We start from the raw sequence: 12,613 nt of genomic DNA, 5'->3' as shown, positions 1-12,613 counted from the left end.
GCGCGCTAGCGGACCTTACTGAAAACGATCACGCTGTTGTGGCCGCCGAATCCGAACGAGTTCGAAAACGCGATGCGAACCGGCGCCTTGCGCGCGATGTTGGGAACGTAATCGAGCGTGCACTCGGGATCGGGAAACTCATAGTTGATGGTCGGCGGCATGATATCGTGCTGCACGGCCAGCGCCGTGAGCACGCCTTCGATACCGCCCGCCGCACCGAGTGCGTGCCCGTGCATCGACTTCGTGGAGCTGACGGCGAGCTTACTCACGTGCTCGCCGAAGGCTTTTTCGATCGCCCGCGATTCGGCCGGATCGCCGATCGGCGTCGAGGTGCCGTGCGCGTTGATGTAGTCGACGTCGGCGGGTGTGATGCCGGCGCTTTTGAAGGCGCGCTCGAACGCCAGGCGCACGCCGTTGCCTTCGGGGTCGGGCGCGACGAGGTCGAACGCGTCGGCGGATTGACCGTAGCCGAGAATTTCGCAGTAGATCTTGGCGCCGCGCGCCTTAGCGTGCTCGAACTCCTCGAGAAACAAGATGCCGGCGCCTTCGGCGAGCACGAAGCCGTCGCGCTCCTTGTCGAACGGGCGGCTCGCGCGCGCCGGATCGTCGTTGCGCGTCGACATGGCTTTCATCGAGCAGAAGCCGCCGACGGCCAGCGGCGAAACGGTCGCTTCGCTGCCGCCGGTGATCATCGCGTCGGCGTCGCCGTACGCAATATAATTGTAGGCGACGCAAATCGCGTCGTTGGCGCTCGCGCACGCGCTGCCCGTCGCGAACACGGGGCCCTTTAAACCGTACGTCATGGAGATGTGCGCGGGCGCGGCGTTGCTCATGAGCATCGGAATGAAGAACGGCGTCACCTTCGACCACGTGCCGTTGTCGTTGGCCTTCTCGGAGTTGAGCCAGAACGTGATGATGCCGCCGATACCGGTACCGACGACGGCGCCGATGCGCTCCTTGAACTCGGGGTCGTCGGGCACGTTGGCGTCTTCGATCGCTTCGCGCCCGGCCACGATCGCAAACTGCGAGAAGCGGTCGAGGCGGCGCGCCTCTTTGCGGCCGATCAGCTCTTCGGGCCTGAAGTCTTTGACCTCGGCGGCAATGCGCGTGGTGAACAGGGCCGCGTCGAAAGCGGTGATCGGGGCAATGCCCGACTCGCCGGCGAGGGTGCGTCGCCAGAACTCGTCGCGCGTATTTCCGGTCGGGGTGACGGCTCCTAGCCCGGTGACGACGACGCGCCGCCGGGAAGGCGCCTGAGTACTCGAAGCGGTCAAAACTTCACCAAGTTACCACGGCCTACCAATGGACCCTCTCGAACTCAGGCCGTATGCTGAGAGCGTGAAACTCTTGGTCGCCCTCCTGCTTGCCAGCCAGACCTTCTGGACGCTGTCGAGCGGCCCGGCACCCTCGCCCTGGCCCACGCCCAGCGCCTGGCCGGCCAACTGGTACGGCACGCTCTACTACCCCGAGTACTGGCCGGTCTGCACGATCCCGGCGACGGTCCACTGCCGGCCGCCGCACCGCCCCGTCTGGCCGCCCCGCATGCCACCGGGCAAGCACCCGGTTCAGGCACCCAAACCGCCGCGCTAGCGGGGATTGCCCAACGCGGCGTACGGTCCGGGCGTATATGGCGGGGTCGGATCGATCGCGCAGATTTGCGCCGGGTCCTCGGGCCACTGCAGCACGTCAACGAGCCGTGAGTCCGAGTGGCGCGGGATCCAAGCCGAGACGGTCTTGGCTTGCACGTCGCTATGGTAGGGCAGTTCGCCCAGGATGATCTTGGCGTCAATTGGTTCGGCGATGCGCTGCGCGTCGTCGAGGGATTGCTTGAGATCGTTGCCGTCGGCCGAATACGTGTGCAGCTCGAGGTACGGCGGCTTCACGCCGGCCGCATTGAGATCGGCGACAAGCAAGTTGAGCCGGTCCGCGGTTTCAGTGGCGTTCGACGCATCCGAACGCGCCGCCGAAATCAGCCACTTCGATCCGAACGCGCTTTGAAAGCGTGACGCAATCGCGCCGAGGTACGTCTTGGCGTTTTGCAAGGTTGCCGCCGGCATGCGCGGATCGGGCGCCTGTTCGTTGCCGAGATCGAAGCGTAACGTCATCGGGCCGGCGCCACCGATCGCCGTCGTCGCGATGCTCGATATGAAATGCCAGTTTTCATCGGTGCGTTTGGCCTCGAAACAGTCGCCCCAGGCGCTGCGCTTGCAATAGAGCGAGTTCTCCTCGAGGAACGTCGGGCCGAGCTCGAGCGAATGGAAACCCGCATGCGCGACGTCGCTCACGAAATCGTGCAGCTTACGCGCGTCGGCCGGCGTGAGGCTGCCGTCGAGCGACGTGAACGAGTCGTCTTCGACATCGGTAGAATGGTCGTGAAAGACGAGTGTCCGCAAGGTGGTGAATCCCGCGGCGTGCATCGCCGCGAGCTGGCGCCGCACCTTATTGCGCACGGCGGGATCGCCGTAATGCGGTAAGATCCACACACCGACCGAACGTGACTCTGCGTTGGTGCGGCAATCGTGCAGCGATTCTAGATGAAGCGCGTACCAGTTATAGTTGACGCCGATCCCAATCAGCACTGCAAGGACGACGTGCATCACCGGTAGCGGACCTGCGTGAGCACGATGCTCAGCGTGCGCGTGTCGCTGTTGATCCCGACGTCCGCGGGCACGTACGAAACGCCCATGTCGAGAAACGCGTTGACGTTGGCCTTCTTCACCAGCGATCGCGGCAAGGTGACGGCAACGTCGTGGAGGCCTTTGGGCACGTCGATCGGCCGCATGGCAATGCCGTTGAACGTCAGCGCGATGCGTTCGGGCACAGTGGCAAACGGCGCAAAATCCGGAACGAAGAACGTGAAGATCGCCGTCGTCGCGCCGGCCGGCTTGGCGAGCACGATCGCTGCGGACTTGGCAAGAAAGCAGCACGTTTCGCCGCCGGCAGCCGGATAGACGCCGCGCCGTTGCGCGACGGTCTCGTCTTGCGGCAGCACCAGCCCGCCTGGATAGCTAAAGGCCGGCACGGGCGTGGGCGACGGCAACGGCGTTGCCTGTGCGGGAAGTTGCACAGCTCTCCCGGTCGTCTGCGGATCGTACGCTCTCGCCAGCTCGCCTTTGTCGTTGAACGCGAGAATCAAATCGTAATCGCGCGGGCGTACGTCGCGCGCTTCAATCGGTCGCGCGTGCGGCTGCACCACGATCGGCGCGTACGGCGGATCGTGCACGACGGTCCAGTCGCCGTTGAAGTGCAGCAGCGGGCCGAGAAATGCGGGATAGATCCACGGATGATACGGATAGGCCAGGCCCGTCACGAGCACGTTATGCGCGGCAGCGATCTGCGGCGCGTCCGCGATCACGGCCCTATACGAATTGCGGTTAATGCTCTGCTGGATGAGCCCCCAGTTTTGTTCGGGATCATTACGGTTCTGCACGCTCAGGTACGCGACGGCGAGGAACACCACCAAGACGGTGACGGCGCCGATCGCGATCTCGCTGCCGACGAGGGCTAGCGGCACGAGCAGCGCGAGCAGTGGCATCGGAACGCACTCATAAAAGTAGATACGGTGATTGGGCAGCACGAGATACGGCAAGTACATCGCGATGGCGGCGATGAGGATCGTGACACCGATCCATAGGCGCTGGCGGATTGCCGTGCCCACCAGACAGAGGCCGACGAGGACCACAAACCACGTGCGCAGCGGCGCGGTGTAATATGTCATCAGCGCCCACATCGACGCCGGCGCGAAACTCGCGTAGTAGGGGTCCGTCGCGCGCGCGCTCGGATTGACGAACGGGGAGTGCACGAGATGACTATCCGCAAAGCCGATCGCCGCCGCGGCAAATGGTAACAGCGCGATCGCCACGGCGGGCGCCGGCGTTGCGCGATCGTGAATCGCCGAGGCGATCCCATAGACGACCAGCGCGGGCAAGAAGCTCTCCTTGGATAAGGCACTCAAGGCAAAGGCGACGGCGGCGAGCACGAGCGCGCCCCACGGCTTTTGCGGCACGCGTCCTTCCCACGCGTAGATGCCGAGCATCCCGAAGAGCAGGGCCAAGGTATAGCCGATATCGAGGCCCGGCTCGAAGTACATCGCCGGTCCCGCAAACGCCAGCACGAAGGCGGCGAACGCAATCCACCACGGAATCGGTGCCCGCACCGCAAAGCGCTCGACGACGAGCATGGCGAGCGCTAGCGCCGCCAGCAACAGCACCGTAAAGAAGATCAGCGATCCTTTAAAGCCGAGATGTCCGCCGGCGAGCAACGTGATCCAATAGACGGGCCGCGGCCAATGCAGCAGCTCGCTGAACGTCACGCCGCGCGCTGCAAAATCCACCGGCATGTACATGTCGGAGTGAAACGCCGAAAACGGCGCAAAGAACCGCGGATAGACGAACTGCAGAGTCGCGGCGTACGCGATGGCCGCGATCGCCAGAAAGATCGCAAACGAGACGGCCGGTGGGCGCAGACGTGAGGTCATCGTGCCTGCCGGCGTCGTAGCGACGAAACGATCAGGACGATTGCCGCCACGATCGCCACCGCGAGGGCCGCAAGGATGACGCGCAGCGCGGTGACGCGACGCTGAATATTCGCGCACTGCGCGTAACCGTTACCGAAGATGACCTGCGCACACCATGGGATGCGCCAGCGTCCCGTCCACTGAGTCCAGCGAAACGCGGGGTTGCTGGGCCATGCCACCGATCCTAACGCCCACTGCGTGCGTGTCGACTCGTCATTTCCAAGCCGCGTGTGGAGTGCCGCCAACGATTTCGCGTCGATACGCGGCAGCATCCATTCCTTGTCGAAGCTGTGTGCTCCGTCGGCCCAATCGCCGGACCATTCGTCGTACGCGTACGTATCGATGTTGGAAATGCTACCGTCACTGCCAAAGCGCATCGCGTAAAACGCCGGATTGTTTTGGTAAACGGGCGAGAGCGAGCCGAAGACGAGGATGGGTATGCCGCCGTACAATCGGAAGTCGAAGTGGTGTAGATGTCCGGCGATCGCGTAGGGTACGTGTGAACTCGGGTTTGCCAGAAGCCCGAGCAACGCCGTCGTATAGCTGCTCTTCATGAAGCTCCAAGCCAGGAAGCCGCGCGCGTACTGCGTCGAGACGGGATCGTATCCGGGTGGAATGTGCATCATCACGACATTGCGCGTCCCGGGCGGCGCGGCCAACAGCTCGCCCTGCAGCCACGAAATCTCATCGCGTCCGAGCGTCCTTGCCGGGCCATCGCAGTTGCCGGCATATTCGCTCGACATCGCTACGGTGTTTAAGACGATGAGCCGTAGCCCGTGCATCGGTAACGCTTCGGTGTAATAAGCGCCGGCCGAAAAGGCGCGCACGAAATCGGGAGCGCTGCCGTTGCGATCGATCAGTGGCTCCCAGATGCGGGCGAGGTCGCGGAGATACTTGTCGCCGGCGTCGGTCCGATAGTCGCCACACGAAGCATCGTTATTGCCGAGCGCGATCGCGAACTGGGCGTGAGGATACAGCTTGCCGAGCGAGGTCGCGATGCGCTGCATGGTCCGCAAAGCCGATTCGGCAGTCGTCGACGCCGGTGCGTTCGCGTGAACTTTGCCGGGGAAACCGTGCGCCAAGAAATCGCCGGGCAACAGCACCACCGACGGATTTGGAACGAAGTGCTTCATCTGCTCGACCGTCTGATCGAAGAGCGCGAGATTCGTATCGCTGCCGACCCGCGCCGGATACTCATCGCGATCGAATGGATTGAGGTGAATGTCGCTCAGGACGAGCCACGTCTGGCCGCCCGAGGAAGCGGGCGCTGCGGCACGAGCCGAAGCGCCTGAAGCGAGCAGGACAAGCGCTAAGGCGAGGGTGCGACAAAGCATACGCTGATCGCGGTTCGCGAGAGGAAGGCGACGCGCCTCGGCGACATGTTTCGGTTCCAAGGACACAAAGCAACTGCTATACTATTCGGATGAAGTCATTTACGTCTCTCACGGACGACCTTGTAGGATTCGGAGAGCTGGAGATTCGGCTGTGGCGCGTGGAAGGGGGACATGACAACTTCTTCGACTTCGCAGAGCGTCGCGATGTACTGTTTATGCAAAAAGGGCGCTCCATGGTCGAGGCCTATGGGCGCCTTGCTTCGATCGCCGGCAACGTCCGGAACATGCTCGAGGTAGGAGTCCTGCACGGAGCGAGTTCGGCCTTCTTCCATCAGTTGTTTCAACCATCACGGCTGGTCTGCGTCGATTTATTCGGACCTAAACCTGTGCTGGAGGGCTATAAGAACCGGTATGCGCCCGATGTGATAAAACCACACCTGGGCATCGATCAAAGCGACACTAAGCGGATGCAACAAATCATAGAGTCGGAGTTTTCGGATGCTATCGACATCGTCGTCGACGACGCGTCGCACCTGTACCAACCGACAAAGGCGACTTTCAATGTCGCATTTCCGAAGCTGCGGCATAACGGTCTCTACGTGATTGAGGATTGGGAACATTGGGGCGATCTGGCATCTCGACCTGCGCTCGTCGACTTCATCTGTGAATTGGTCGTAGAGCTTGGTTTCGGCCGCGACGTCATCCGCGACATCGGGTTTGGGCCCTGTATGGCGTGGATCCGGCGAGGATGTGCGGAGATTCCCGAAGGTTGGCCGAATTAGCCGGGCGGCTTCGCGTACTTGACTGTGGTAACCCGGTATCCGATGTCGTCGATGAAACACGCCGGCACTTCGGCGGAAAAGGTCACCGCCCTGACGCGATCGACCGGATTCCCCGCAAGCAGGGAACGCAGACTCCGCACGTCCTTTGGCACTGGATCGATCAACATCCCGTCGCGCGCGACGGCGGGAATGATTCGCAGCGATGCGTTGTCGCCATCGCCATAGTCGACGTTCATATTGATTGGCGGCACGTGATAGAACGTCTTGAAGAGTAGACCGAGCAGCGTGTAATGGAAGTCGGCTATTAAAAACGTTATGTTGCCGTGCGGCGCGGCCACCGTGATGGGCTCGCCGAATGCCACGGATCCGGCATCGGCGATTCGCTCGTTGCTGCACCGTTGCGCCGATGGCTGCAGCGCGACGAACGCGTCGTTTCCGCTCGAGGTCGTTACCGGCTGCGTGATGCCGGGCACGAGGACGCGACGGCACAGGAGCTCATCGTACGTGAAGGGCTGATCGCTGAGTGGATAGCGGTTGTCGACGCTGGTGTAGGCGACGAGCTCGCGCCGCGCCGCCGGCGTTTGTAGGCTCGCACGATCGATTAGATCTAACGCCGGAGCGTATGCGTTGCGCGGCTGAAAGACGGGCTCTGGTTTCCACTGTAGCCCGTTGGCAAAGATGACGTTAGTCTCGGAGCCCACGAGATCGATGGGATAGGGGCGAAGCTGTGCAACCACGCTGGGTGGAAGGCTGTCGGGCGCCAACGCGGCGCGGTACCCGTTGTCGAAGGCGAGTTCTCGACTGTGCCAATTAAGAACGGTCGAAAGAGCGCCGCCGATATTCTGTGCAACCGATGAAGGAAACGTTCGTGCAAGTACATTGCTTTGCGCGACGCCTTCGAGTAAGCGAACTGAAGCGAAGATCGTAAACGCGACGACCAACAACGCGATCGCCGCGGTATAGCGCAACCGCGCAGCAAGCAAGACGACCGCCGCGAGCAGACCTGCCGCGAGAAGGAAGACGACGAGGTGACCGGTGTCTTGTCGCACGAAGCCCTCTTTGAACGCAAGACCCAACATGAGAACGATGACGAGAATGCGCGCCAGACCAAGAGCAGCGCGCTCCCAAATCGCAAGTCCGATCACGACCGCGACGATGAAGAGTCCGGCAATCAGATCACGGGCGGAGCCGTCGGCGGCCATACCGGCAGAGTACTCCGAAGCCTCTCTCCATGACTCGATGAAGAACCGCGCGTACGGCGTGAATACCGCCGGAACGGCAGCACTGGTTGCCGCCACAACAAGCGCCAGCGATCCGAGTCGACGCCGCAGCGTGCCCGCAGCAATGCCGACCACTAATGGAACGATCCACGGCCAAAAACCGAACGTTACGCACGCATAAACTCCCGCCGAACCGAGACAAAAGCCGATGATGTAGATCGCCACTGCGTCGGTATCGGCAAGCGCGGCAAAGGCCGCGATACCGGCAAGAAGCGATCCCACACAGTACGAGAATTTGACAAGCCCGGCCGCTCCCGCAAAGAGTCCGAGCGCAAGCACGAGATATCGATTCGGCCGCTTTTGCGCGAGCGACGGCGGCGTTAGCGCGAGGACCAATGCGAAGAATAGTAAGATATCGATCGTCGTGACCTGCACGACTATCGCCACGATAAGTACCGACCCTACAGCGAACACAACTCGCTGCCACGGCTTTCCCTCGGCGACGCTGCGGAACACTACCAATGACGATACGATTGCCGCAATTATGATTGCCGCGATAATTTTCGCCGCATAGCTAGCCGGCAGCGCGGCATTCACCGCTAGATATCCGAGTGGTCCATACGTGAAGACGACGTCGCGGCCAAAAATTAAATGTTGGTGCACCGCCTGCCCGAGAGCAGCTTGCCACGAGGGCTCGTTCCCCGGGGTTGCCGTCCACGGGAGCACAAGCGCCACCCCAAACGCGTAGATGCCGATAAAAGAGTAGAGGATAGCCCGGGCCATGCTTGGCAACTTGCTTCCGCCGATGCGCAGGGCTAAACTCGGGAAGGCAAAAGGACCAGGGTCATTTTGCAAAGGTAGCTAAACTAGCGGAGTAATTGCCAGGAGCTTAGACCTTGGAGGGCTCGGTCGTATGTCGTGGGCACGGACCGTTAGAGTCGCCGCCGCTTTTTGTGTGCTGGCGTCGTTACTCATTGCCTGTAGCAGCCCGCCTGGGAACGTCGCGATCGTGCCCGCGACGAAGTTTGGTCCGGATCGGAAATCGGGCTCGGCATATTTCGTCATCACAATCCCCCACAGAACATCATCGGCCAATCGGCCGCATTTCGTCTCGCCGGCGACCCAATCAGTCTCGATGACCGTATTAACGCTCTCCGGCAAGACGATCTTTACGAAGAAGGCAAACGTCACGCCGACATCGCCCGGCTGCACGGGCATTTCTGGCGGTACGCGTTGCACGGTCAGCGGAATTTCACTGGCGACAGGCTCGTATTCGGCAGAGATCACCGCCTATAGCCGGACGAAAGAGGAGGGACAGATTCTTTCTCAGGCCCACGGCATTCCATTTACGCTAAAAGCCGGAGCACCGCGGAAGATCGCCTTCACGATGGACGGAGTGCCGACTTCGTTTCGCGTGGTACCCGCATCCGGTGCGGTTACCGGATCCGCGCTGACCGGCTTTACGATCGGGAGCGGCGGTGTGTGGGGAGGCACACAAACTTTTCTGATGACCCCGCTCGATGCCGACGGCGATGCCATCGTCGGCGCCGGCTCGCCGCATCTCTCGGTCGCATCCTCGGACTCGAGCTTCACGGTGGTTCAGCCCGTCGCGCCTCAACAGACGTTTACGATAACCCCGCCTCACGCCGTCAACGGTGCGACGCAACTCACATTGTCGGCGTCCTACGCGGACAAGAGCATCTGCAGCCAACAGGGCGCCCATTGCATTCAGATCCTAAAACTTACGTACGCACCATTTGCGGCGGACGACTGGATTGCTTTTGCGCACGACTTCCAGCGCACGGGTTCCGAAACCCGATCGACGGGGATCACTGCGTCGACCGTGTCCAGCCTGACGCAGCGTTGGAGTACGAATGTCCTCGACAACATTTATTCGAGCCCGGTCGTCTATAACGGGAACGTCATCGTCGCGACCTACGGCGGCATCGTTTACGACCTTTCCGCCTTGGACGGCTCTGTAATCTGGAAGACGACAATTTCATCCAACGCGTCCGAGAATACACGATCCTCGCCAATGATCGATACGGCTGATGGACTCGTCTTCATGGGCACCTGGTACGCCATCAACGGAATCGAGTTCCAGCCTCAGCCGTCGCACTTCTTCGCGCTGCGCCTAGCCGACGGGAGCGTTGCATGGAAGACGGTCGTGCCCGGAATGATCCACGATGCACCGGTCTACGCAAATGGCATAGTGTACGAAGGCTGGTCGGGAGGTGACGTGGCCTGTATCAACGGCGGCGTTAGTGCATTCGACGCAAAGACGGGCACCGTGAAGTGGACTTGGCTCACGAATCCCGTAAATAATCCCGGCGGCGGTGGCGGCGTCTGGGGAGCGATTGCCTGGGATGGATCGCACGTCGTGTTCGGCACCGGGAACACGTGCCAGGGAGGGGCATGGGACCAGGGTGCCGTCGCGCTAAACACCGACGGTTCCATGGACTGGCATTTTCAAGCCGACCCGACGTACACCGACGATAACGATACCGGCGGCGGCATATCTATCGCCAATGGCACGGACACGTTCATCAACAAAAATGGAACACTTTACACCGTCGACGGGACGTCTGGGCACCAGATCATTTCGACGCCCCTCGGCGGTGTCAATGGGGGGCATGCGACACCAACGACCAACGGATCAACGTACGTTATCGGCGCCGGCTTCTTTCCGGCGTCAAGCTCTGCCATCAAGCGTGTATCACGTGAGGTACTCAATCGGCCGGGCAACACGAAGAGCGGGTTCATCTCCTATCTAAAGGCGATAACTGTGAACGGCACGGTGCTCTGGTCGATTCCCATGACCGCCGCGGTCGATGCCTACGCGGCGATCGACAACGGCGTCGTCTACGAGGGCATGGACGATGCTGTCGATGCCATCTCCCTTCAGTCCGGAACAATTCTCAAGCAGTTTCCGGGGGCGGCGAACTTCAATGCCGGGCCCGTCGTCGTACCCAGCGGACTGTATTTTGCGGACCACCGCGGCTTCGTGTATGCGTACAGCTTGCCGCAAGCCTCAAGCGCGATCAAGACGTCGAAGCCTTAGCGGTTGACGGCGAGGACGACGACCTCCGGCGACGCAATTCGAACCCGGATGCGGCTTTCGCCGATCGCGCCATCCTGACTTGTGAAGGGTTGCAGTGTCAACGATCGTACCCACGCGTCGAGATATTTTGATTCATTTTGGGCAATGAGAACCTCCCCCTCACGCGAGGCTGCCATCTCCCGCACGGTTCCGAGAAACTCCGGATGGCTCGTGAAAACACCGGCAAGCATCCCATGCGTCGCAAGATCGTCGCGGGCCATAGAGTGGACACAGTTCGACCCGTTGAGCCTCGCGATCCGGGTCGTGCGCGTCTTGAAGCCGAAGCCCGACGGCGGAAGTTGGAACTCGACGGTTTCGGAAGGGCGTGCCGTGCCATCGGGATGATAGGCCGAAATGGCAAGGATTACAGAATCCACCTTCCACGAACCAACTGCCATCCGCTTAATGCCGCCTTCACTATCGACACCGCGCAGAAGGAACGCGTCACCGTCAGCCATGTGCTCGAGAACAGAATAGACCCAGGCTTGGCCGGTTGGCAGCGATCGTCGCACGCCGGCATGGTCCCGGATCTGCGTATCTAGAACGCTCCAATGCCACACGCGGTTGACTCGCGCTTCGCGAAGACAGAACAGCATCTGCAAGAGCTGGGCCGCACCCAATGCACCCGGCTCCGATCGTGCGATTTGCCCATGCGCGGTCATCTGCCACGTCGCAATTCCAAACTCCTGAACCTCCCGAGATGCACCGCGAAGCTCCGGAACGAGGCTCCCAAACTCGTCCCATACGGCGCGGCATTGCTGCCCGACTTGCTCGGGATCATCTTGTTGCCAGTAGTAACGAGAAAATGCGATGAAATCTACGGGTACCTGGGGTGTACGTGCAAAGCAGCTTCGGGCTAAAGCGAACGAGTCGACGTTTTGCGAGGGAATCGAGCGAACGTTGACTCGTGATATGTTGTAGAAGCTGACGGGCACGTCCGGCATGATCTCGCGGATGGCGGCCGCGGTATCTTGGTAGTGACGCTCGTATTGAGCCTGCGATCCGTCGAAGCGCTCGCGCCCATTACATTCGCTTCCAACGCGAAATCGCAATCTGGACGCACCGGAGGACCCGACGATCCCTAAGACCTCGCGGGCGACTTCACGAACGAACGCCTTCCACTCGGCTGGATCGCGCGGCGGCGCGATCTGCCCAAAAGTTGCAATCTTCGGTTCGGAGGGGAAGCAGTAAGGAACATTGTCGAGCACGAGGGTAATATCGCGGTACCCGTTGTCGAGGTATGGCTGCAGCCTCGGTCTGAGTAACTCCATACGATAGTGGATCGTGCCGTCGTCCCCGCGATAGGCGAGGTCGAGTTTCTGCAGCTCGGCTCCCGATAGTCCCGGCTTCACATATCCACCCAACAGTCGAACGACGGTCAGTTGATCCGCGAATAAGGCCTCTTTCAAAAACGGGCGTTTGAGATAAGGAAAGTCACCCTGCAGCATGTACGACGGCACGTCGATAAGTGCGTTACCCGTTTCGAGATAGGGGCCCAATGCCGCGCTGAAGCGCCAGAAGCGACCGAGCTTTCCAAGGGAAACGATATTCTCATTCCTCTGCGACGCCGGCGCAAGGGCAGCAGCGCTCAGGGCAAGCGGCACACTTAAAAACTCGCGCCTGCTAAGGATAACGTTCGCCAACAGTAGAGGCACCCAAAC

The 12,613-nt window shown here is 61.2% G+C and carries 9 protein-coding genes; 3 read left to right on the top strand and 6 right to left on the bottom strand.

Features of this window, described 5'->3' with window-relative positions; all coding sequences use genetic code 11:
* Positions 1 to 5: 5 nt before the first annotated feature.
* Positions 6 to 1,274, bottom strand: coding sequence for a beta-ketoacyl-ACP synthase II (fabF, locus tag VGG89_11445; GenBank protein ID HEY1977156.1), 1,269 nt, complete (start codon positions 1,272 to 1,274; stop codon positions 6 to 8).
* A gap of 64 nt (positions 1,275 to 1,338) precedes the next feature.
* Between fabF and VGG89_11440 the strand changes: the two genes are divergently transcribed.
* Positions 1,339 to 1,590 (top strand): hypothetical protein, encoded by a 252-nt coding sequence (locus VGG89_11440; protein ID HEY1977155.1) that lies wholly within the window; start codon positions 1,339 to 1,341, stop codon positions 1,588 to 1,590.
* On the opposite strand, the gene VGG89_11435 is transcribed toward VGG89_11440, so the two are convergent.
* Genes VGG89_11435 through VGG89_11425 form a run of 3 tightly spaced genes read right to left on the bottom strand, consistent with a single transcriptional unit; the run spans position 1,587 to position 5,850 of the window.
* On the bottom strand, positions 1,587 to 2,600 hold the full coding sequence (locus VGG89_11435; GenBank protein HEY1977154.1) for a hypothetical protein: 1,014 nt from the start codon (positions 2,598 to 2,600) through the stop codon (positions 1,587 to 1,589). The two genes, VGG89_11440 and VGG89_11435, sit on opposite strands and share 4 nt — an antisense overlap.
* Complete coding sequence (locus tag VGG89_11430; GenBank protein ID HEY1977153.1) at positions 2,597 to 4,477, bottom strand: hypothetical protein; 1,881 nt, start codon at positions 4,475 to 4,477, stop codon at positions 2,597 to 2,599. The genes VGG89_11435 and VGG89_11430 overlap by 4 nt, the downstream gene beginning before the upstream one ends.
* Positions 4,474 to 5,850, bottom strand: coding sequence for a metallophosphoesterase (locus VGG89_11425; GenBank protein ID HEY1977152.1), 1,377 nt, complete (start codon positions 5,848 to 5,850; stop codon positions 4,474 to 4,476). Before VGG89_11425 ends, VGG89_11430 begins: the two co-directional genes overlap by 4 nt.
* 89 nt (positions 5,851 to 5,939) lie before the next feature.
* On the opposite strand from VGG89_11425, the gene VGG89_11420 reads away from it, so the two are divergent.
* The gene (locus tag VGG89_11420; GenBank protein ID HEY1977151.1) at positions 5,940 to 6,632 is read left to right on the top strand and encodes a class I SAM-dependent methyltransferase; all 693 of its coding nucleotides are present in this window, start codon (positions 5,940 to 5,942) and stop codon (positions 6,630 to 6,632) included.
* On the opposite strand, the gene VGG89_11415 is transcribed toward VGG89_11420, so the two are convergent.
* The gene (locus tag VGG89_11415; GenBank protein HEY1977150.1) at positions 6,629 to 8,635 is read right to left on the bottom strand and encodes a hypothetical protein; all 2,007 of its coding nucleotides are present in this window, start codon (positions 8,633 to 8,635) and stop codon (positions 6,629 to 6,631) included. The genes VGG89_11420 and VGG89_11415 overlap by 4 nt on opposite strands.
* Before the next feature lie 352 nt (positions 8,636 to 8,987).
* Here VGG89_11415 and VGG89_11410 point away from each other — a divergent pair, with 352 nt between their 5' ends.
* Positions 8,988 to 10,913 carry a PQQ-binding-like beta-propeller repeat protein gene (locus VGG89_11410; protein HEY1977149.1) on the top strand — a complete coding sequence of 642 codons (1,926 nt, stop codon included), beginning with the start codon at positions 8,988 to 8,990 and terminating at the stop codon, positions 10,911 to 10,913.
* Here the strand turns inward: VGG89_11410 and VGG89_11405 are convergent.
* Positions 10,910 to 12,607 (bottom strand): hypothetical protein, encoded by a 1,698-nt coding sequence (locus tag VGG89_11405; GenBank protein ID HEY1977148.1) that lies wholly within the window; start codon positions 12,605 to 12,607, stop codon positions 10,910 to 10,912. The genes VGG89_11410 and VGG89_11405 overlap by 4 nt on opposite strands.
* Positions 12,608 to 12,613: the final 6 nt, after the last annotated feature.

This window comes from Candidatus Baltobacteraceae bacterium (genome assembly GCA_036488875.1).
Lineage (GTDB): Bacteria > Vulcanimicrobiota > Vulcanimicrobiia > Vulcanimicrobiales > Vulcanimicrobiaceae > JAFAHZ01.
Note: the sequence above shows the minus strand (reverse complement) of the source record. Positions and strands in the feature narration are given on the sequence as shown.